Raw genomic sequence first — 19,094 nt, 5'->3', positions numbered from 1 at the left:
TGAAAAACAAATTGTAATCGGTAATGTGGAGGGGTATTGTTTCCTCTGTTTCTTCTCAGCGGTTATAGTAGAGGGGGAGGGATGCGCGGATGTATGAATTTATTGATCAAAACGGATCTCAAGTCAAACTTGTTTTTCAGCGGGAAGCTTTTCCTTTAAAGGCGCAGCATGTCTTCGTGATTTGTCGTTATCAAGGAAATTGGCTGCTGACAGATCATACTAAGCGGGGATTAGAATTTCCAGGTGGGAAACTAGAGGTTGGGGAAACGGTTGAAGAAGCAGCGAAAAGAGAGGTATGGGAGGAAACAGGTGGGGTGATTACAACCCTTTCCTATGTTGGGGAATATCAAGTGCAAGAGTCTTCTTCCACTCCTTTTGTCAAAGCGATTATGTATGCGGACATTCACAAATTAGAGAAAAAAGATGATTATTTGGAAACAAAAGGTCCGGTACTGCTAGACGATGAACTTTTAACCCCAATACATACTGATCGATTTAGCTTCATTATGAAGGACAAGGTCGTCCCCCTGGCCCTTGAGCAGCTGAAAAATAGGGGGATTCAATAAAAAAGGCGTGGATCAATTATTGGGTCCACGTCTTTGGATATAAAGCTATTTTTCATTTAATAATCTTCTTTCGAGCCATTCGACCCCTTTATACATCAATGTCGCAAAAATAGCGATCAAGAGAAGCGAGAGCATGACAAGGGTGAAATTAAACACTTGAAATCCATAAATGATCATATAGCCAAGACCCTTTGCAGAAACAAGGTATTCTCCAACGATGACGCCAACCCAGGATAACCCCACATTGACTTTTAACGTCGAAATAATGGTCGGGAAGGAAGCGGGCAAAATCGCTTCTTTAAAAATTTGCTTGCGCGAGGCCCCGAATGTTTTTAATACTTTGATATAATGATCATCCACTTCGCGAAATGAGGCATAGATAACAATCGTGGTAATAATCACTGATACAAGTGTCCCCATGGCAATGATCGAGGAAAAACCTGGACCAAGGCCGACAATAAGAATCGGACCAAGTGCCACTTTCGGCATCGCATTTAAAATCACGAGATAAGGGTCAGATATTTTTGAGAAGAAAGGCGACCACCAGAGAATCGCAGCGAGTATAGTGCCGAGTACTGTTCCTAAAATAAAGCCCACCACTGTTTCAAAAACGGTCACACCTAAATGGGTAAACAAGGAAGCATCGGCAATTTTTTCCACTAATAACGAAGCTACTTTCGTAGGAGAGCTGAAAATAAGTGGATCGATCCAATGTAGTCGACTTGCGGCCTCCCATAGAGAAAAAAACAAAAGAAAAATCAAGATTTGATAGAACAGTACCCATTTTTTCTCCTTCAAAAGTGTTTGTTTATAGTGGGCATGGAGGAGATCAGGATGATTAGCCTTCAAGAGTTTCCAACTCCTTCCATATCGTTTGAAAGATCTGATTATAAACCTCTTGACTTCTTACATCAAAAGGCTTTAACACTCGCAATTCCTTTGGGATATCAAAGATGCGATGGATTTTTCCAGGGCTTCCCGAAAAAAGAAAAACACGGTCACTCATGGAAATCGCCTCACCAATATCATGGGTAACCAAAATCGCTGTTTTCCCATAGGCTTTTAAAATTTCTGCAACCAAATCTTCTAATTTTAATTTTGTTTGATAATCTAATGCGGAAAAGGGTTCATCTAATAACAGAAGCTTTGGATTCACGGCCATTGTTCGAGCGAGTGCTGCCCGTTGGCGCATGCCTCCAGATAATTGCTGTGGTTTTTGCTGATTGACGCCTTTTAAGCCAATTTGGTTTAAAAAGCTTAGTGCACTTTGCTTGGTTTCTGAACTTAATCGGCCATTTATCTTTAACCCAAGTAGGATATTCTCCTCAATTGTTTTCCAGGGAAATAAATAATCCTGCTGCAGCATATAGCCAATAAAATTTGTATCTTGAGCAAGGGCTTGCTGATCGATGCGAATATGCCCTGATGTAGGGGAGATTAAGCCAGCCAAAATCGAAAGCATCGTCGTTTTCCCACATCCACTTGGTCCGAGAAAAGAAACAAACTCTCCTTTTTGAATAGTAAAAGATACATCCTCCAAAGCTGTCGTCGCAGTGGAGGGAGTAAAATAATGGTGACCGACTTGTTCCACTTCAATAAAACTCATGAGCGGTCCTCCTTCTGTAAGTATGGTATTTCCTGCCATTATTTGGACTTAAAATGCGCCGCTTCGAATTGGAAATGCGCAAGCTGCGCAGCAATCCCCTGAACTTGCCCTAAATAGCCTGGGAATGCGCGACTTCGCACTGGTTTTGCGCAAGTTTCCCTATAAAATGCGTAACTTCTCAACAGCTCCGAATTTATTTTGAAACTTCATCGACAATTGAGGTATTGACAAGCTTTTCATAATCTACTTTTTCAGGAAGTTCTCCTGCTTCTTCCATGATCGCCTGTAAATTTTCCCAACCTTCTCTGGTTAATTTCATATCAGTTGCAAAGGAGCCTTGACTCCGATAACGTTCCACGACAATGGCTAAGGTGTCGACATCAGCATCTTCGAAATAAGGGGTAACGATCTTCGCAATTTCTTCTGGAGTAGCTTTCTCTACCCAGGCTTGCGCTTTATCCATGGCGCGGACAAATTTTTCAACAGTCTCCGGATTTTCATTGATATAGCTTTGTTTCGCCATAAAGGTGGTATAAGGAACCTGCCCTGATTCTTCGCCAAAAGAAGCGACGATATGGCCTTTTCCTTCTTCTTCAAAAACAGACGCCGTTGGTTCAAAAAGTTGGACGAAATCCCCTGTGCCTGAGGCAAAAGCGTTAGCGATATTGCCAAAATCAATATTCTGAATCAACTCTAAATCAGCATGGGGGTCAATTTCATGCTTTTTGAGCACAAACTCGCCGACCATTTGTGGCATTCCTCCTTTTCTTTGCCCCAGGAAAGTGGAGTCTTTGAGCATTTCCCAATCAAAATCATCGATCTCTTCACGGGAAACAAGGAAGGTGCCATCGGTTTTTGTTAATTGCGCAAAATTAATTACGGGATCTGAAGCACCTTGAGCATCTACATAAATCGATGTCTCAGATCCAACGAGTGCAATATCCGCCCCATCTGCTAGCAGGGTGGTCATTGTTTTATCTCCACCCCAAGTCGTTGTGAGTTCAACATCCAATCCCTCATCTTCAAAAAAACCTTTTTCAAGGGCAACATATTGGGGAGCATAAAAGATAGAGCGAGTCACTTCAGCGAGCTTTACTTTTTCTAACGAATCTTTTTGCGAACAACTGGTTAAGACGAAGGCTGTTAGAAAAGCCATTACAATCACAAAGCCAAATTTCACCATTGCCTTCATGGGGTTTCCTCCTCGGTGCTTAGGATTTTACAGAATTGCTGCCTGAAGATAACTTCAAGAGTTATCATCCAGCTCCAGCGTCCAGCGACTAGCAAATTTACGTTTGCTGATTGAGTAAGTCAACATCGGATCGTTTTCACTGTGTTTCCCTTATCTTGTCAGAAACCTATAAATTTGTACGCCAATAAACGGGCGCTTATGCTGTTGTTCTTGCTTTGGAAACTATAAAATTGTCGTTTGTGGATAAGTTGCTTATCTTACAATTGGTGTCTAGCTCCAGGCGCCATCGGCTCGAGGTCAAATAACCTGAGCCAATGAAAGGCAAAGAACGCCTTTCTTTGTCTCAGAACATTTGCTTGTCGCCGATAGGCGGGCGCCTTGCGCTTTTCTTGTGTGTGCATCCAATTTAGAATTATTATATGAGAATCAGGAAATTGTGTGATAGCCTAGAGGAAAGCAAAATTTAAGGAGCGAAGATCGATGCGACAAGATGGACAAATCCTGGAAAAACAAATATTTCCTTCACCAAACCCGCAAGTAAAATTATATTTGGTTACCTATTTGTCAGAAGGTCTAAGAATAAAAGGTCTATTAGCGGAGCCAAAGCAAGTGGGAGAGTATGAAGGATTCCTTTATTTACGGGGCGGGATCAAGAATGTTGGGATGGTGAGACCAGCAAGAATTGCCCAATTTGCTTCAGAAGGTTTTATAGTCTTTGCCCCTTTTTACCGAGGAAACCGTGGGGGCGAGGGGAATGAAGATTTTGCCGGTAAAGATCGCCATGACGCTTTTTCCGGCTTTATGTTATTACAGATGCATCCCCGTGTTTTGGCCAAACGCATTCATATTTTTGGCTTTTCGCGAGGAGGTGTGATGGCACTGCTAACAGGATTGGAATATGATCATGCTGCTTCAGTGGTAACATGGGGAGGAGTATCTGATGTGGCCTTAACTTATGTAGAGCGGATTGATATGAGAAGGATGATGAAAAGAGTGATTGGTGGTTCACCTAAGACCTCTCAAGAAGAATATCAATGGCGCACACCGCTATATGAAATGGAAGCAATGAAACCGCCTGTTTTAATTATTCATGGCAACCTTGATGACAATGTGACGATCGAGCATGCACACCGCTTAGAAAAAAGACTACAGACATTGGGAAAAAAAGTGGAAACCTGGTATTTTGAGCACTATACTCATTATTTTCCACCAGCGATCAATCGGAAAATTGTAAAAGATCTTTGCTATTGGATGAAACAACAGAGTAATCACGATATAATATAAATATAATCATTTAATATTTGAAATGGGGGATTGTCATGGGAATGCCCTTGGAACTAAATACAATGATCATCACAAAAGGAAAAGAGAGTAGACAACAGGATAATCAATTTATTTTAAAAAAAGCCGGATATCGCCTGTATCCAATTGATATCCCCATTGAGGTAAGGCATACGATCGAAAGTGACTACCGAGCCACTGCCAAGATAAAAAAGGTTGAGTGGGAGGAGAATCAAACGATTATTACTTATCAGCTGCTTGCCTTACATTCCAGTAATTAAAATTTGAAACGTCCATTGTGAATGAGCAGTGGACGTTTTCTGTTTAATAAATTCCTCAAGGATGAAAAAAATCTTCACTTGACCCTTAGCGAATTTTGCGTTATGATTTTACATTGAACGGATACTCTTATCCTGAGATGGTGGAGGGAACAGGCCCTGTGAAACCCAGCAACCTACTGCGAATCAATTGATTTTCCGCAGCAAGGTGCTAACCTGGTGCAAGGCAATGGCCTTGGACGATAAGAGTGAAAGGCTCGGATAAGAAATTAACCTTTCCTCTATTTTTATACGGGAAAGGTTTTTCGTTTTTTTAGAGAGAGAAGCAGTATAAAAATCTCCTTAGGACCTGGGGAATGTAGATGTTATCTAGTTCTATGTGCTAGGCACTTTTCTTAGGAGATTATTTTGGAGGAGGAACATAGATGTCAAAAAACCGACGCTTATTTACTTCGGAATCGGTCACAGAGGGACATCCAGACAAAATTTGTGATCAGATTTCCGATTCTATTTTAGATGAACTGTTAGCGGATGATCCCAATGCTCGTGTAGCCTGTGAAACTTCGGTCACGACTGGCCTTGTATTAGTAGCAGGAGAAATTACGACAACCACGTATGTAGATATACCAAAAATTGTCAGAGAGACATTAAAAGAAATTGGCTACACACGTGCGAAATATGGATTTGATGCAGAAACTTGTGCGGTGATGACGGCGATTGATGAACAATCTGCTGATATTGCTTCAGGAGTGAACACGGCATTAGAAGCTAGAGAAGGAAACATGACGGAAGCAGAAATCGAAGCGATTGGTGCAGGAGACCAAGGGTTAATGTTCGGTTTTGCCTGCAACGAAACGGAAGAATTAATGCCTCTTCCCATCTCATTAGCTCATCGAATTTCAAGAAAACTAGCAGAAGTAAGAAAAGAAAAAGTCCTTCCTTATTTGCGACCAGATGGGAAAACTCAAGTAACGGTTGAATATGATGAAACGGGGAATCCTGTACGCATTGATACGATTGTTATTTCGACTCAACATCACCCAGATATTGAGCTTGCGCAAATTCAAGAAGATATGAAAAACTGTGTGATTGCTCCTGTTGTTCCGGAAAACTTATTGGATGAAGAAACAAAGTATTTCATTAATCCAACAGGGCGATTTGTGATTGGCGGGCCACAAGGGGATGCTGGGTTAACAGGAAGAAAAATTATTGTTGATACATACGGAGGTTATGCACGCCATGGAGGAGGAGCTTTCTCGGGGAAAGATCCAACAAAAGTGGATCGTTCCGCAGCCTATGCGGCCCGTTATGTAGCCAAAAATATTGTCGCTGCAGGATTAGCGGATAAATGTGAAGTGCAATTAGCATATGCGATTGGAGTGGCTCAACCTGTTTCTATCTCTGTTGATACATTTGGAACAGGCACCGTATCCGAAGAAACTCTCGTTGCCGCGATCCGTGCTCATTTTGATTTGCGTCCCGCTGGCATTATCAAGATGTTAGATCTTAGACGCCCTATTTATAAACAAACTGCCGCATACGGCCATTTTGGACGAGTTGATCTTGACCTACCTTGGGAAAGAACAGATCGAGCAGAAGAACTTTTAAAAGCAGTACAATAAAGTGAAACTTCATTCAGTGGGGGCTTCCATCTCCCACTGATTTATCGGTCCTTTCCGGGCAGTTTATCACCTATTTATGCTTCGCCGTATTCTCTAAAGGGTGATATGAGGAATACTGCCCGTTAATCCGAGATAAATATACATGTTTACAAAGATTTAGGTAAAAATAACAGAGCCAAGATTTGCTCTGTTATTTTTACGGATATACTGACAAAAATTCGGATTAAATGCTAAAATAGAAGCATTGGGTACGAGTACTAGTTGTTGAAAATAGAGGAGTGTCGAAACATGTGCGGTTTTATCGGTTGTGTCCATGATCATCCAACATCAGCTAAAAATCCTGATCAAGAGCTTTTTCATCAAATGAATACGATCATTACCCATCGTGGACCAGATGATGAAGGCTATTTTGAAGATGAACATGTTCAATTTGGTTTTCGCAGACTAAGCATCATTGATATTGAAAGTGGAAAACAGCCGCTTTCTTATGAAAATGACCGCTATTGGATTATTTTTAATGGAGAAATCTATAATTATGTGGAATTACGGGAAGAACTGGTCCAAGCTGGATTTACGTTCGAAACGGATTCTGATACAGAGGTGTTAATTGCGCTTTTCAGTCAATTAGGCGCAAAAGCAGTAGAAAAGCTGCGAGGAATGTTTGCATTCCTTATTTGGGATAAAAAAGAACAATCTTTATTTGGAGCTCGTGATCAATTTGGAATTAAGCCATTCTTTTATAAAGAAGATGGTCCCAAAACATTTTTTGCTTCAGAGAAAAAGAGTATTTTACTGGCGCTTGAGAAGAATGAATTGAATCATGATTCTTTGCAGCAATATTTAACTTATCAATTTGTACCTGAACCTGAAACGATGACAAAAGGGATTAAGAAATTAGAACCCGGTCATTATTTTATAAAAAAAGTGAATCAGCCCATTAGCATTCAACGCTACTGGAAAGCTCATTTCCAACCTGTACAAAAAGCTGAAACGGAATTTATTCAGGAAATTAAGGATGTGCTCTTTGATTCGGTCAATGTGCATATGCGTAGTGATGTTCCCGTTGGTTCTTTTCTTTCAGGTGGTATTGACTCAACGTTTATTGTTTCGATTGCAAAATTATATAACCCAAAAATCAAAACTTTTTCCGTTGGTTTTGAGCGGAATGGCTTTAGTGAAATTGATGTAGCTAAAGAAACAGCAGATAAATTAGGTGTTGAAAACATCAGCTATGTGATTACACCGGAAGAATATATGAAAGAATTACCGAAGATCATGTGGTATATGGACGACCCATTGGCAGACCCCGCTTGTGTGCCGCTTTATTTCGTGGCAAGAGAAGCACGAAAGCATGTCACAGTTGTGCTTTCAGGGGAAGGCTCAGATGAATTATTTGGTGGTTATAATATTTATCGAGAACCTCAATCTTTAGAAGTATTTAATAAAATTCCTAAAGTTGGAAAAACGATTTTACGCGCATTAGCGAATGTGCTTCCAGAAGGGGTAAAAGGGAAAAGCTTCATTGAACGTGGCGTGACTCCAATGGAGGAAAGATATATTGGCAACGCAAAAATGTTTGATGAAAGTGAAAAACGCCGTTTGTTAAAACAATACAATGATCAGTTGGATTATCGCGATATTACGCGCCCGCTGTATCAAGATACGGTCGGCTATGATCCGGTCGATCGCATGCAATTTGTCGATATTCATACATGGATGCGCGGCGATATTTTATTAAAAGCAGACAAAATGACCATGGCTCATTCATTGGAATTGCGGGTGCCATTTCTTGACAAAGAAGTATTCAATGTTGCATCAAGAATTCCAACTAGCTTAAAAACAGCGGAAGGCACAACAAAATATGTATTGCGCAAAGCCGCAGAGGGCGTTATTCCTGACCATGTTTTGAATCGCAAAAAATTAGGTTTCCCAGTCCCAATTCGTCACTGGTTAAAAGATGAAATGTATGATTGGGCAAAAGAAATTATTCGCAACAGTGATACTGATTATATTTTAGATAAGCAATACGTATTAAATTTACTAGAGGATCATTGCCAAGGAAAAATGGATTACAGCCGTAAAATCTGGACTGTCCTTGTCTTCATGGTTTGGCATGCGGTCTATATGGAGGAACAATACGATTTTGGGAAAGAACTAGCTGTGGCCCATTCGTAACAGAAGAGCTAAGGTGCCTTGCCTTGGCTCTTTTTTTAATAAAGGGGGGTATGATGTTTTATGGAGTCAATGGAGATTCACATGCTACCATGTCATGCGAGTAGCAATATCGCGGATATGGAGCTTATCACAAATATCGTTAACCGTGTGTATGGTGGGGCAGAGGAGAGCCTTTGGAAGGATGAGGCAGCCCGTATAACAGTGGAGGAGATAGCGGAATATACAAGTAATGGTGAAATCGCTGTCGCTCGATCCATGGAGCAAATTATTGGTTGTGTCCGAGTTACGCGGATTGATCAAGAGATAGGAGAATTAGGAGTGCTGGCAGTTGATGATAAGTACCAAGGAACTGGCATAGGACGAGAACTTATCCGTTTTGCAGAAAAGAAATGCCGAGAAGAAGGGCATTATAAGATGCAGCTTGAATTGTTAGTTCCAGAAGAAGGCTCTCACCCATCTAAAGTAAAGCTAGCAAAATGGTATACACGTATTGGCTATCAGATGATTCGTACCGAAAGTTTTGCTGCTTCGTTTCCGAAGTTAGCACAGATGCTAGCGATTCCTTGCAAGTTAGTCATTTTTCACAAGGAACTAAGAAAACCAAGCAGAAGCCTTGAGGCATCAACAAATTGATGAAATACCAACATCATGAAACATGAACAAACGATCAAAATCCCGACTAGCATAAGGAATCAAAGTGACTTTGGGAATGTTTGTTCCTGTTTTGTGGTAATTTTTGCAAAAATATGATAATCTAAAACTAGCAACCGAATATTGTGAGGGTGGTTGGTTGTCACTCTTCTTTCCATCTCTAGGAAAGGAGGTGATCGCCATGGAAACATTTCTTGAATTTCTAAGAGAGGCTCTGAAGGGGATTGTGCGAGCAGTAAGCGCACACATTTTTAAAAGGACCGTTCTAGAAAAAGAGAAAACCACCCTACGCCGTCGCAAGCAAAAGGGTGATTCTCAGAAGTAAAACATTTTGACAACCACCACCCTGACGGTAGAGGTTGTGGGAGAAGTGTTCGCCACTTCTCCTTTATTATTATATTCTTATTATACATGAATTAAACCTTAAATGGAAGGGATAGTTGCGTGCTCCTACTAGGTGCGTGTACCCGTTTTAGAGGAGGAACGAAGTTGAAGCAAACCATTCAGATCCAAGCACTAAAATATCCTGATATCCCTCACTATGAATGGGAAGGTGAGCTTGTAAAGCAAACATCTGAATATATCATAGTTTTATGCAAACAGGGGAGAAAACTAAAACATTATACAAGAAATCAGACATTTATTATGGACAATACATCCATTGAAGTTTTCTCCTTAAAAGAGGGATTTACGGCAGCAATGGAAATTGAGGGTGAACAGATCACATCCTATTATTGCAATGTCGCATTGCCTTCAGAGTTTGAGAATAACCAAATTCGTTTTATTGACTTAGATTTGGATTTGATAAAGAAGCGGCAGGAAGATTGGCAAGTGGTAGATGAAGATGAATTTGAAGAGAACAGTGTGAAATATCACTATACACCCGAACTAAAGAAACGAGCTTTACATGAATTGGAAGAGCTTAAACGTAAGGTGGCTAGCAAAGAATTTCCATTTAATTCTGGGGTTATAAAGCTGTTATCGACGGTATAAAAACTTGTGCTCTCTTTTAATCGCAACGATATACTAGGAGGTGGGTCTATGATTAAAGAACTGGATAAAACAGTGTTTGGCAGATGTAAGGGTTTATTAAATAACAAGAGACAAATAGAGGCACTGGCTGTAATTGAAGGTACCAATCCCGGTCGCGTATTTGTCGATGATTTAACGATTCCCACTTCAGGTATGATTTGGTTAGGAAATAATGATGGATTCTTTTTAATTGGAAATGAGGAAAATAGAGAGTTCAATAATGTATTAAACCATTTTATAGATGATGTGATCATCCCTGAAGCAAAAAAAGTGGGATTAGACTGTTTTGAGGGAATTGGTATTCATGAACGGTGGAATAAGACGATAGAGCATGTTTTTAAAGGTCGTAAGCTAGAAAGCTGGATGCAAAAAGCATATACTTTACATGCAAATGGTAATTTGAATATCCGTGAGCCGGTAATTGATAAGAGATATGAAACGGTAAGAATTAATCAGAGCTTTTTTGAAAATTGCAGTTCCATGAAGAATATTGAATTCCTAAATTCCAAGATTTTAGAGTCCTGGTCGTCGATCAGTGACTTCCTGAATAAAGGAATAGGGTATTGTATTTTATATGATAATGAAATTGTCAGTGTCTGTTTCTCGGGATTTGTCGCTGAGAATATTCACAGTATTTATATTGAAACACTTGTAGCCCACCAAGGACGGAAATTAGCTCAAAAGGTAGCCCGATTATTTATTCAAGATTGTTTGGAGAAGAATATCCTCCCTTACTGGGAATGTATGGAAGAAAACAAAGCATCGATTACAATTGCTGAAAGTATCGGATTTAAAAATACATACAACTATAAAGGATATGCCTTCCCGTTCTAGTCATTGCAAAGAAATAGAAAGTGCGTATCTTTTAGAAGATGTTTCGAAAGTATAAAAAAGCAAAATATTTAAAAGGAGGCAGATATTATGTGTAGCCCTATTTTAAAAGAGATCGGAACGGTATTCATTCCTGTTAGTAACATCGAGAAAGCAAGAGATTGGTACTGCGATATTTTGGGATTAAAGGCGGAAGGTGATATACAGTTTGGTCATCTTTATGTTATATCGATGAATGGAACAGGGATTGTGTTAGACAGCAAAATTTATGCAAAGGATAAAATATTTAAAACCCCGGCGTTTCATTTTAACACAGAAGATATTGAGGAAGCGTTTCAATTTATGAAGAATAAGGGAGTCAACTTGATTACCAATATTGAACATGGTCACTATTTTAATTTTAAAGATCCGGATGGAAATATATTAATGGTTTGCAAGTGTTAATGTGGATATTTTGTTTTGTAAAAACTGTATGGAAATGGTTATAGCCTGTAGCACGTATTCAAGGTCATATAGAATACGTGCTACATAGCTTTTGTTGGACCATCATTTTCAATAAAAGACCATTAGCTAGCATCCCGCTTAGCGAAACTTCGTAAACCATAGATCAATAAAACAACGATTGAGCCAATTACAAGCGTATAAAATAAGAAATAAGATTGAATTGGTGATTCATCTTCTGGTGACATGGCTAGCATTGGTTGTGTCCAAGGATAAAACTGCCCTAAAGGTGTGCTGGCAACAATGATAGCTGGAAGGGTAAAAATAATACTAACAGCTAATGGTATACCAAAGGTTCTAGCCCTTATCGATATAATAAGTTGTAGTAGAATCAATGGTAAGCACGCTATAATCCCTTTTATCATAAACACAAATATAGTCATAACTGGAAGATTGCCTTCTACTCCTTTTACATAACCAAATCCTATAAAGAAGATCAATAGGATTAGCATTGTGATAACGATCATTTTTACCACTGTTAGAAATTTTCCTAAAAAGATGTCTGAATGTTTGATCGGTAAGGCTAATAGTTGTTTCCATCCACCTCCAACATGTTCACTCCTACAAACAAGGGCTGCATATATGCCAACTAAGATTGGTAATACAAATGGTCCCATAAACAAGGCTACTTGTGTCCATGCTTCAATCCAAGCATTATCTCCTGGCTGCATAAACAGGTCATAGTTTTTAAAGAAATTAATATAAGCTAGGAACACACCTAATAAGGGGCCTATCAAGTAAAGCAGCCATAACTTGGAGCGTTTTAACTTTAACTGTTCAACATATAAGATATTTTGCAAAATAATCTCTCCTTACTGGACATTGCGTTTAGAAAAATGCTTAGAACCGATAAATAATAGGATTATCCCTACGATCAAATTAATGACGAGGTAGGCGGAAAAATCTGAGTTATAGCCGATCCCCTCATACTGTAATATCACTGTTGATGATTGGACCGGATAAGCTAATGGGAACCACCTAGTCGTTTGAGCAGCTGCTAAAAAAAGCCCCATAATAGCTGAAATAGATCCAATCAGAATCGAAAAAGCCTGATTTTTAACAGTTATGGATAACCAAAATTGAAAAGCCATAATAGGTAATACTGTCAATAACATACCGTAACAATCGCCTAGCAATAGTCCCCAAGGAATGTTTCCCTCAAATGCTAGTATTTTTCCTAGTAACACCAGGCCAAGTAGAAAAATAGTAGTGGAAAGGAATAGATTCAGTGTTAGCCAAATAAATTTACTCAAATAAATTTTCCCTCTTGATAGGGGCATGGAAAGTGTTTGTTTCCAGCCATTTGCTTGATGTTCAATATTGGCTATCACCGATGCAGCAAGGGTAGCAGCTAATGGAAAACCAAGCCCGAATAATAAGCTATTGTCATACAATAAATACATCCACATAGAATCAGCGCCGAACATTTCCGCTTGTTTTTCCACAAACTCAGCACGATAAGTAAAATTCACTAACTCATATGCCAAGATAAGTAATGGAACCAATAACACAATGACTAATAAAGATGAACGTTTTAATTTTATTTGATCAGCCCATAATATTTTTTTCATAAGCTTCCCTCTGTACCCGTTAATTCTAAGAAAATATCTTCAAGTGTTCTTTTCACTTCTTCAAGTCGATATACAGCTACACCTGATTGAACGAGAATAGCGTTCACTTCTGATACAGATGCAGGCTCTGTTTGTGGTAACCACAAGAAATCGTCTTGTAAATTAGCCTCTATCCCTCGTTCTTTTAATAATGCATTTGCCTTCATGCGATCATTAACTCCGACTTTTAATAGGGGCTTCTGTTTTTGTCTTAAGCGCTCAATCGGATCTTGGAAAATCATTTTTCCATTATGGATGATCCCCACTTGTGTAGCCATCTGATCTATTTCACTTAATAAATGGCTCGATACAAGGACACTCATTCCTGCCTCAGGCAATTCTTTAATCAACTCTCTAATCTCTTGGATACCAGAAGGATCTAAACCATTTGTTGGCTCGTCTAATATCAATAAATCTGGTTTGCTAAGCATCGCAGTAGCAATCCCTAGACGTTGCTTCATTCCTAGCGAGTATTCTTTTGTTAGTCGGTTTGACACTTTGGTTAATCTAACAGTTTCCAACACTTCGTTTACACGTTTTTCTGGTAGATCCCGCAACCGACGAACGACCTCTAAATTTTCGCGTCCGGTTAAGTTTCCATAGTATGTTGGGGACTCTACTAACGATCCAATTCTTTGTAAAATTTGTAGTCGATTTTTATTTAGGTTCTGTCCAAAAATTTCGATACTTCCCTTTGTTGGTTTGATCAAGCCTAATAACATTCGGATCGTCGTTGTTTTCCCAGCTCCATTAGGACCAAGAAATCCATAAATTTGACCTCGCTCAATTCGTAAATTAATTCCATTTACAGATATGTGTTTTTTGTACTTTTTAGTTAGATCATTGGTTAACAATATTTGATCATTCATCTGTTCCTCACCTCATTTCTATCGTAAATGAAAGGAATGAAACGTGAATGAAACTTTTCCTAAACATTTGCTTAACAATTAAATTCCGCATATTTCTTTATTTTAATTGCATACTTAGACTGGCTTAGGTTGTAGAATAAATATACTTTTCAGAAAGCTGAACAGTCGTTAAATTCTTTACACAATCGGCTTCTTTTATTGCTGTTTCATGTAAAATAATAATGATGATCGGAAGGAGGAGGAAGTGTGACTTTAAAGCTCGAGGAACATAAAATTCTTATTATTGATGATGATCAGCATATTGTAGATTTGTTAATGACAGTATTTGAAAAGGAAGGCTTTCAACAGCTCTTCATGGCCACTACCGGTACAGAGGCACTTTTCATGATAACGCAAAATCATCCGCACATTATCTTGTTAGATGTGATGCTGCCTGATATAGACGGTTTTACGCTCTGTGGAAAAATTCGTTCGGAAACAGATGTGCCAATCCTGTTTCTAACGGCTAAAATCACAGATCTAGATAAATTACAGGGGTTTAGTTTTGGAGGAGATGACTATATTACAAAGCCGTTTAATCCATTAGAAGTGGTAGCACGTGTGAAAGCACATTTAAAACGCTCTATGCAAATTCCATCCCGCCATACTCGGAAACAATTTTATGATCATGGTGCCTTTAATATAGATGCCAATACTGGCAAACTAATTGTGAATGGTGTAAGACTTGAGTGTCCTACCCAGGAACTGAAACTGTTACTCTATTTTTGCGAACACCCTAACAAAATTTTAAGTAAACATCAAATTTATAAAGATGTGTGGGGAGAATTTTATGGCGGGGATAGTACAGTGATGGTACATGTAAGACGTTTACGCGAAAAAATAGAGCAGGACCCAAGTAGACCAAAATGGATAAAAACAGTTCGAGGATTAGGATATATATTTGAAGCAGATGCAAATGAGGATTTATTGTGAAATTAAAAAATCGAGTCGCTTATTACTTCGTATCACGACTTTTTTGGCTAATGCTTATTTGGGGCTTACTGATCGTAGGTAGTGTTATTTTGTTCAGCTTGTTTCTTGGTGATAATAAAAAAGATACTTCTCCTTTATCAATTAGTCATATCGTTGAACAGACGAATGTTATTGATCAAGAGCTTTCAATTGGCTCCAAGATAGAGGAGGATTTGAAAAACAATCAAATGTGGTTGCAGGTGTTGGACGAGCAAGGTGATGAAGTCTTTTCCTTCAATAAGCCGAAAAGCATTCCAAGTCATTATATACCTGGAGAACTAGTGTCTGATTATCTATATCCTGCTAAAAAGGGATACCAGTTATCTACATGGTATAAAACGATCGATGATCAGGAACTAACTTGGGTGTTAGGGCAACCGATGACAGACCATAATCCCTTTCAATACTGGCTGAATAATCTATGGGTGTTTTCCATCATGATTATGGGAATCGTCATGGCTTTATTTTTTGGAAGACAATTAGGTGCTCCTTTACTCTATATCGTTGCTTGGATCGAAAATCTATCTAAAGGCAAATATGAAGCACCTTTTGATTCTTCAAAGCGACGTTGGCGAAATAAAAACGAAACGAAAACGTATAAAGAACTGACCCAGGCTCTTTCTAGGCTCACATCAACACTGCAGAGAAACAGAGAAGAACGAAAGGTATTAGAAAAAACAAGGGAAGAATGGATGACAGGTGTCTCGCATGATCTCAAGACGCCTTTGTCCGTTATCAAGGGCTATACAGTACTACTATCTTCACATGAACATGATTGGGAACAAGATAAAGTACGTCATTTTTCAAAAATCATGGAGGAACGAGTGGAGTATATGGAGCAATTAATCGAAGACTTCAACCTAACCTTTCAATTGAAAAATGATGCAATTCCAATCCAACTTGAACAAAAAGACCTTGTACATGTCTTCAAAAACTTATTGGAACAGTTAAGAAAGATGCCGGAATCAACAAACAAGATGGTTTCATTTGAAACCAATAAGAAACAAATATTTCTTCCTATGGATACGAAATTTTTAAAACGAGCATTTGAAAACTTACTTGCCAATAGTATTAAACATAACCCGCCTGAAACGAGAATAAAAGTCATCCTTCAGGAAGATCCATCACAAATTCGTATTGGAATTGAAGACGATGGGGTGGGGATGGATCAACAAACGATTGATCACTTATTCGACCGTTACTACCGAGGGACGAATGCCGCTGCTAATACTTCCGGAACCGGACTAGGAATGGCCATTGCAAGACAAACCATTATTGCTCATGATGGAACGATTGACATAAATAGCAAACCGCAACAGGGAACCCAATGCCTTATTACTTTCCCACGATAGTAAAAATACGGATAAAAGCCGAGAATTCCGTAAATGCAGGAAAAATCGGCTTTTTTCGTGTAGATACTTACCAATAGCAATCTGAATATGATAACCGTAAATATTTTCTCTTGTCTTTATGTATTATTAAAAATAATTGTAACTTTTTCCTGTCTCAATCGAGTAATAAGTAAATACATAAAAAGGAGGAGAAGGATTGATTGATATACAGGACCTTGAATCCAATATCGTTTCTATTTATACTGACCATTATTTGGATGTGTATAGATTCCTCGTTTGTTTTTCGGGAGACTCGAATGATGCTGAGGATATGACACAAGAAGTATTCATTCGTGTATTGAAAGGTATACGTAATTTTAATGATGGCCCTTACTTAAAAACATGGATTTTTTCCATAGCAAAACATGTAGCTATTGATCACTATAGAAAAAAGAGATTCGTATCTGTATTTAAAGAGGGTTTTTTTAAAAGGATGGAATCAAATGTTAAGAATCCTGATGAAGAGCTGGAAATAACCGAAATGAAAAAGTTTGTGCATGAAGCAATTTCTAAATTGAAACCGCATTATCGAGCGGTTGTGATTCTCCGTGGCATTAACGAGCTATCCATAAGAGAGACTTCAGACATTCTACAGTGTAGTGAAGCGAAAGTGAAAGTAGACTATCACCGTGCTTTAAAAGAGTTAAAAAGAAGACTAAATGTTGATGCAGAGGAGGTTTTAATAAATGCGAAGTGAAAAAGAGATCTTCAAGATGATGAAAGAGACTTATCCACAGAATCCAAGCGATGACTTCATCGTCACAACCGAAAATAAGCTTAGACAAAAGGCGCGAAATATGAATAAAAAGAAGTTAGTCTATCGAATATCTATCCTATCAAGTGGTGCATTGCTATTTCTCTTTGCTTTTTCATGGTTATTTTTATTCAATGAAAAAGAGATAACTTTTAATAGCCTTGGTAAAGAAGTATTTTCGTCTACTGGTTTTGAAAACAATGAAGCATCCGTGTTTATTTATCATTCACATAATCATGAAAAGTTTGAGGATGGGAAAGATATCACATTGGTTGGGAAAGAACTAAGTAGATTATTAAATGAAAATAATATTAAAACTATCCATGATGATACCGATATCGCTGGGATTATAAAGAAAAGAAACTTATCGATTGCTGACTCTTATACTGTTTCAAGAGAAATTTTAAAAGAAACATTAGATAATCACAAAAATATGGACATAGTGTTTGATATACACAGGGATTCTTCAAAAAGGGCAGATACCACTGTTACCCTCAACGGAAAAGACTACGCAAAAATCGTATTTATGGTCTCAAATTCAAGTGATCACTACGAAGAAAACCAGAGATTTGCGACACACCTAAACGAAAAATTAGAAGAATTATATCCAGGACTATCTAGAGGTGTTGTAATTAAAAGTGAAAAAACTCAAAATACCTATAATCAAGACCTGAGAGACCACTTAGTTTTATTAGAAATTGGGGGGACGGAAAATACATTGGAGGAATCATATAGAACCACAGCCGCATTTGCCGAAGTCATTAAAGAAATAATGGAAAATTAAAATTGTTGAGTTCTAAAAAAGAGAACTGATCCTTACTCAATCGGCTCTCTTTCTCAATCATCATAAAAAGTCGTATTCCCTTTAAAAATTCATTCATTCCCCCGAATACGTAAGCGCCTGACTTCCCATTTGCAGCCAAGATTGTTCAAAGTCTTTGATCGCTGCTTTTTTGTTTTTCTTGCCTGTTAAGGGGTCGTTAAAATAGACAAAATGCTGATCATATCCGGTTATAAGGACGGAATGTTCCTTTCTAGTTATGTGAATTTTTCCTGATTCTGTATGCCATGTTTGAAAATAGGAGTCTTCTAATTTACGATACTCGGTATTGATAATCACCCAAACAGGACGTCCGGCTGAAAGGGGAATTTTTAATTCTTCAAATGTTTGTCCGGTTAAGTTGACGATTTGCCCTGGCAAATACGCTTCTGCTAATTCCATAATGGGTTCATGATACACACCAAGCCCCGGTTTCTCAAATGTATACATATCTCCAACAAAGCCGTTTTCAGGATCGCCATAATAAATATTTCCATTCTTTGTTTCCATTTTGGCAGGATTTTTCTTCACTTTTGCGGCCAGCTCCATTTTATCTGCTTGGACGCCCGCACTGTGGAGTAGCATTGCTAGTGATGTTACTTCACAGCCTCTTGGTAATTCGGGAAGTTGGGATACAACAGGAGTATCAATTTTAACCTGATCTTTTATTTTAATGAATGAATATTCGGATTGTGGTACCTTTAGCGTTTCCTGACCCTCCACAGTATGCATCTCACTCCAATTGGAATCCAATAAAATGACAATGATCAACACGAAGAGACTTGTCAGAAATATATTTTTCATTTGTTTTAGCTGAAATTTTACGATAAGAAAAACGATGACGATCGCAATCAGTATGATAGCGGAGACCAATAAATAGACCATTGACATCCAGCTCCTTCGC

General features: G+C 38.5%; 21 protein-coding genes and 1 riboswitch. Of the genes, 14 read left to right on the top strand and 7 right to left on the bottom strand.

Annotated features, from left to right (window positions below; translation table 11 throughout):
- Nucleotides 1–89: 89 nt before the first annotated feature.
- Nucleotides 90–566 carry an RNA deprotection pyrophosphohydrolase gene (ytkD, locus tag KI375_RS17600; RefSeq protein WP_212974766.1) on the top strand — a complete coding sequence of 159 codons (477 nt, stop codon included), beginning with the start codon at nucleotides 90–92 and terminating at the stop codon, nucleotides 564–566.
- Nucleotides 567–611: 45 nt separating this feature from the next.
- Here ytkD and KI375_RS17595 read toward each other — a convergent pair whose 3' ends face one another.
- The 3 genes from KI375_RS17595 to KI375_RS17585 all read right to left on the bottom strand — a co-directional run bounded on the left by KI375_RS17595 (nucleotide 612) and on the right by KI375_RS17585 (nucleotide 3,328).
- A complete protein-coding gene (locus tag KI375_RS17595; RefSeq protein ID WP_212974765.1) occupies nucleotides 612–1,415 on the bottom strand; it encodes an ABC transporter permease in 804 nt (267 codons plus the stop codon).
- Complete coding sequence (locus KI375_RS17590; RefSeq protein WP_212974764.1) at nucleotides 1,405–2,172, bottom strand: ABC transporter ATP-binding protein; 768 nt, start codon at nucleotides 2,170–2,172, stop codon at nucleotides 1,405–1,407. The genes KI375_RS17595 and KI375_RS17590 overlap by 11 nt, the downstream gene beginning before the upstream one ends.
- Nucleotides 2,173–2,365: 193 nt before the next feature.
- Nucleotides 2,366–3,328: an ABC transporter substrate-binding protein gene (locus KI375_RS17585; protein WP_374706866.1), complete on the bottom strand. Its 963-nt coding sequence runs from the start codon at nucleotides 3,326–3,328 to the stop codon at nucleotides 2,366–2,368.
- A 516-nt stretch (nucleotides 3,329–3,844) separates the two neighbouring features.
- Between KI375_RS17585 and KI375_RS17580 the strand changes: the two genes are divergently transcribed.
- From KI375_RS17580 to KI375_RS17540, 9 genes are all read left to right on the top strand, one after another.
- On the top strand, nucleotides 3,845–4,648 hold the full coding sequence (locus tag KI375_RS17580) for an alpha/beta hydrolase family protein (RefSeq protein WP_212974762.1): 804 nt from the start codon (nucleotides 3,845–3,847) through the stop codon (nucleotides 4,646–4,648).
- Between the two features lie 35 nt (nucleotides 4,649–4,683).
- Nucleotides 4,684–4,926 (top strand): DUF2584 domain-containing protein, encoded by a 243-nt coding sequence (locus KI375_RS17575; RefSeq protein ID WP_212974761.1) that lies wholly within the window; start codon nucleotides 4,684–4,686, stop codon nucleotides 4,924–4,926.
- A 124-nt stretch (nucleotides 4,927–5,050) separates the two neighbouring features.
- Nucleotides 5,051–5,172: riboswitch (SAM riboswitch) on the top strand.
- Nucleotides 5,173–5,348: 176 nt separating this feature from the next.
- The gene (gene metK, locus KI375_RS17570) at nucleotides 5,349–6,545 is read left to right on the top strand and encodes a methionine adenosyltransferase (protein WP_212974760.1); all 1,197 of its coding nucleotides are present in this window, start codon (nucleotides 5,349–5,351) and stop codon (nucleotides 6,543–6,545) included.
- Nucleotides 6,546–6,833: 288 nt separating this feature from the next.
- Nucleotides 6,834–8,720: an asparagine synthase (glutamine-hydrolyzing) gene (gene asnB / locus KI375_RS17565; RefSeq protein WP_212974759.1), complete on the top strand. Its 1,887-nt coding sequence runs from the start codon at nucleotides 6,834–6,836 to the stop codon at nucleotides 8,718–8,720.
- A 60-nt stretch (nucleotides 8,721–8,780) separates the two neighbouring features.
- A complete protein-coding gene (locus tag KI375_RS17560; RefSeq protein WP_212974758.1) occupies nucleotides 8,781–9,353 on the top strand; it encodes a GNAT family N-acetyltransferase in 573 nt (190 codons plus the stop codon).
- A 199-nt stretch (nucleotides 9,354–9,552) separates the two neighbouring features.
- A complete protein-coding gene (locus KI375_RS17555; protein ID WP_212974757.1) occupies nucleotides 9,553–9,696 on the top strand; it encodes a hypothetical protein in 144 nt (47 codons plus the stop codon).
- A gap of 164 nt (nucleotides 9,697–9,860) precedes the next feature.
- Complete coding sequence (locus tag KI375_RS17550) at nucleotides 9,861–10,364, top strand: DUF402 domain-containing protein (protein ID WP_212974756.1); 504 nt, start codon at nucleotides 9,861–9,863, stop codon at nucleotides 10,362–10,364.
- 48 nt (nucleotides 10,365–10,412) lie between these two features.
- Nucleotides 10,413–11,237 carry a GNAT family N-acetyltransferase gene (locus KI375_RS17545; RefSeq protein ID WP_212974755.1) on the top strand — a complete coding sequence of 275 codons (825 nt, stop codon included), beginning with the start codon at nucleotides 10,413–10,415 and terminating at the stop codon, nucleotides 11,235–11,237.
- An 87-nt stretch (nucleotides 11,238–11,324) separates the two neighbouring features.
- Nucleotides 11,325–11,678 carry a VOC family protein gene (locus KI375_RS17540; RefSeq protein ID WP_212974754.1) on the top strand — a complete coding sequence of 118 codons (354 nt, stop codon included), beginning with the start codon at nucleotides 11,325–11,327 and terminating at the stop codon, nucleotides 11,676–11,678.
- A gap of 122 nt (nucleotides 11,679–11,800) precedes the next feature.
- Here KI375_RS17540 and KI375_RS17535 read toward each other — a convergent pair whose 3' ends face one another.
- Genes KI375_RS17535 through KI375_RS17525 form a run of 3 tightly spaced genes read right to left on the bottom strand, consistent with a single transcriptional unit; the run spans nucleotide 11,801 to nucleotide 14,214 of the window.
- The gene (locus KI375_RS17535) at nucleotides 11,801–12,535 is read right to left on the bottom strand and encodes an ABC transporter permease (protein ID WP_212974753.1); all 735 of its coding nucleotides are present in this window, start codon (nucleotides 12,533–12,535) and stop codon (nucleotides 11,801–11,803) included.
- A gap of 12 nt (nucleotides 12,536–12,547) precedes the next feature.
- Nucleotides 12,548–13,306 carry an ABC transporter permease gene (locus tag KI375_RS17530; protein ID WP_212974752.1) on the bottom strand — a complete coding sequence of 253 codons (759 nt, stop codon included), beginning with the start codon at nucleotides 13,304–13,306 and terminating at the stop codon, nucleotides 12,548–12,550.
- Nucleotides 13,303–14,214, bottom strand: a complete 912-nt coding sequence (locus tag KI375_RS17525) for an ABC transporter ATP-binding protein (RefSeq protein ID WP_212974751.1) — start codon at nucleotides 14,212–14,214, stop codon at nucleotides 13,303–13,305. Before KI375_RS17525 ends, KI375_RS17530 begins: the two co-directional genes overlap by 4 nt.
- Before the next feature lie 246 nt (nucleotides 14,215–14,460).
- Between KI375_RS17525 and KI375_RS17520 the strand changes: the two genes are divergently transcribed.
- The 4 genes from KI375_RS17520 to spoIIP all read left to right on the top strand — a co-directional run bounded on the left by KI375_RS17520 (nucleotide 14,461) and on the right by spoIIP (nucleotide 18,154).
- Nucleotides 14,461–15,186, top strand: coding sequence for a response regulator transcription factor (locus tag KI375_RS17520; protein ID WP_280528656.1), 726 nt, complete (start codon nucleotides 14,461–14,463; stop codon nucleotides 15,184–15,186).
- Entirely contained in the window at nucleotides 15,183–16,577 is a 1,395-nt protein-coding gene (locus KI375_RS17515) for an ATP-binding protein (RefSeq protein ID WP_212974750.1), read from the top strand. The genes KI375_RS17520 and KI375_RS17515 overlap by 4 nt, the downstream gene beginning before the upstream one ends.
- Nucleotides 16,578–16,773: 196 nt before the next feature.
- On the top strand, nucleotides 16,774–17,313 hold the full coding sequence (locus KI375_RS17510; protein WP_212974749.1) for an RNA polymerase sigma factor: 540 nt from the start codon (nucleotides 16,774–16,776) through the stop codon (nucleotides 17,311–17,313).
- On the top strand, nucleotides 17,303–18,154 hold the full coding sequence (spoIIP, locus tag KI375_RS17505; RefSeq protein ID WP_212974748.1) for a stage II sporulation protein P: 852 nt from the start codon (nucleotides 17,303–17,305) through the stop codon (nucleotides 18,152–18,154). The genes KI375_RS17510 and spoIIP overlap by 11 nt, the downstream gene beginning before the upstream one ends.
- Before the next feature lie 93 nt (nucleotides 18,155–18,247).
- Here spoIIP and KI375_RS17500 read toward each other — a convergent pair whose 3' ends face one another.
- Nucleotides 18,248–19,081, bottom strand: a complete 834-nt coding sequence (locus KI375_RS17500; protein WP_374706863.1) for a C39 family peptidase — start codon at nucleotides 19,079–19,081, stop codon at nucleotides 18,248–18,250.
- Between the last annotated feature and the right edge of the window lie 13 nt (nucleotides 19,082–19,094).

The organism is Bacillus sp. J14TS2 (genome assembly GCF_018333015.1).
In the GTDB taxonomy this organism is placed as follows: domain Bacteria; phylum Bacillota; class Bacilli; order Bacillales; family Bacillaceae_C; genus Lederbergia.
Note: the sequence above shows the minus strand (reverse complement) of the source record. Positions and strands in the feature narration are given on the sequence as shown.

Coding starts and splice junctions, on each gene's coding strand:
- KI375_RS17580 (WP_212974762.1), top strand. CDS start 3,845: ATGCGACAAGATGGACAAATCCTGGAAAAACAAATATTTCCTTCACCA.
- KI375_RS17560 (WP_212974758.1), top strand. CDS start 8,781: ATGGAGTCAATGGAGATTCACATGCTACCATGTCATGCGAGTAGCAAT.
- ytkD (WP_212974766.1), top strand. CDS start 90: ATGTATGAATTTATTGATCAAAACGGATCTCAAGTCAAACTTGTTTTT.
- asnB (WP_212974759.1), top strand. CDS start 6,834: ATGTGCGGTTTTATCGGTTGTGTCCATGATCATCCAACATCAGCTAAA.
- KI375_RS17540 (WP_212974754.1), top strand. CDS start 11,325: ATGTGTAGCCCTATTTTAAAAGAGATCGGAACGGTATTCATTCCTGTT.
- KI375_RS17545 (WP_212974755.1), top strand. CDS start 10,413: ATGATTAAAGAACTGGATAAAACAGTGTTTGGCAGATGTAAGGGTTTA.
- spoIIP (WP_212974748.1), top strand. CDS start 17,303: ATGCGAAGTGAAAAAGAGATCTTCAAGATGATGAAAGAGACTTATCCA.
- KI375_RS17575 (WP_212974761.1), top strand. CDS start 4,684: ATGGGAATGCCCTTGGAACTAAATACAATGATCATCACAAAAGGAAAA.
- KI375_RS17590 (WP_212974764.1), bottom strand. CDS start 2,172: ATGAGTTTTATTGAAGTGGAACAAGTCGGTCACCATTATTTTACTCCC.
- metK (WP_212974760.1), top strand. CDS start 5,349: ATGTCAAAAAACCGACGCTTATTTACTTCGGAATCGGTCACAGAGGGA.
- KI375_RS17585 (WP_374706866.1), bottom strand. CDS start 3,328: ATGGCTTTTCTAACAGCCTTCGTCTTAACCAGTTGTTCGCAAAAAGAT.
- KI375_RS17555 (WP_212974757.1), top strand. CDS start 9,553: ATGGAAACATTTCTTGAATTTCTAAGAGAGGCTCTGAAGGGGATTGTG.
- KI375_RS17525 (WP_212974751.1), bottom strand. CDS start 14,214: ATGAATGATCAAATATTGTTAACCAATGATCTAACTAAAAAGTACAAA.
- KI375_RS17530 (WP_212974752.1), bottom strand. CDS start 13,306: ATGAAAAAAATATTATGGGCTGATCAAATAAAATTAAAACGTTCATCT.
- KI375_RS17500 (WP_374706863.1), bottom strand. CDS start 19,081: ATGTCAATGGTCTATTTATTGGTCTCCGCTATCATACTGATTGCGATC.